Source organism: Streptomyces griseorubiginosus (genome assembly GCF_001514195.1).
Lineage (GTDB): Bacteria > Actinomycetota > Actinomycetes > Streptomycetales > Streptomycetaceae > Streptomyces > Streptomyces griseorubiginosus.
Genome location: NZ_KQ948748.1, coordinates 126,721 through 127,810, shown reverse-complemented (window position 1 = coordinate 127,810; position 1,090 = coordinate 126,721). Strand labels below are relative to the sequence as shown.

1 pseudogene is annotated in these 1,090 nt (G+C 66.6%); it reads right to left on the bottom strand.

Annotated elements, in window-relative coordinates:
- Positions 1–498 (bottom strand): annotated as a pseudogene (locus AQJ54_RS40410) (WXG100 family type VII secretion target); the annotation flags it as partial.
- Positions 499–1,090 lie beyond the last annotated feature (592 nt).

Sequence of the window (1,090 nt, the reverse complement as noted above, 5' to 3'; positions counted from 1 at the left end):
CAGGGCCTGCTGCGCGTACCAGTAGTCGATGTCGTTGAGCTTGTCGATTGCCCCTTGCAAGTGCGCCGCGTTGTCCGCCAGTTGCTGCGGAATGTTGTAGTCGCCGGTGCTGTCGCACAGCGTGTCAGCCATGTCCTGCGTCTGCTTCGCCAACGTCTTCATGGCACCGCTCAGGGCTTGAGCCGCCCCGCCCTGCCAGGGCCCGTCCGGCCCCGTCAGCGCCTCCACCTGCTGACCGAGATTCTCAGCCGTCCTCTGGAGCACTATCTGCGTGAAATAGAAAACGTCCGCGGCATCCTGGATAGTCTGCGGATCAGAAGTCTGCGAACCGTCCACCTCGGGTTTGTCCGGATCGGAGCCGGTGACGTAGCGCATGACGTCTTTCCAGTCCAGCTGGCTGTAGTCACCGGTCTCGGAAGGCGTGCCACTACCCGAACCGCTGCTCCCGCCGTCCACCCCGGAACCGGAGTCACCCGTCCCGCTGCTGTCGTCGGCCATGCCCTACGCGCTCCCATCCCCCTCGCGGCTGTGGTTTCGTGACCGCCTAGAACCCAGGCAGTCCGGTCGATCTCTCTCGCACCGAACCCTTGTACAACGTCGTGCCCGACGTCCCGTCCGTCCTGACCCTCACATCGGAGTCCGAGGACCCGTCCGCCATGACCCTCACGTCGTCGGCCTTGACCCTCACATCAGGATCCGACGGAGCCGACGGATCCAGACGAACCCGCACCTCTCCTCCCGGATGCACCACCGGACCGGGACCTTCAGCCACCGGCGCAGGCTCCCCCGTCAGACCGTCCGAGTTCACCGACGTCGGCGGGGAACCGTAGCCCCAGTGTTTCGGCTCGCCCGGCGCCGCCGGCGTTCCTGCGGACGGAACGGCACTGGACGGAGCATCCCCCGTCAGACCGTCCGCGTTCCCTGACGTCGGCGGAGAACCCTCGTCCCAGTCGTCCGGCGCCGGCGGCGTTGCTGCGGACGAAGCGGTACCGGACGGAGCACCCCACACGCTCGGTGTGGCAGCCGAATAGCCATAAGGAGCACCCGACGGATACGTACTGCCCGACCCCGGCGGATACGTACTGCCCGA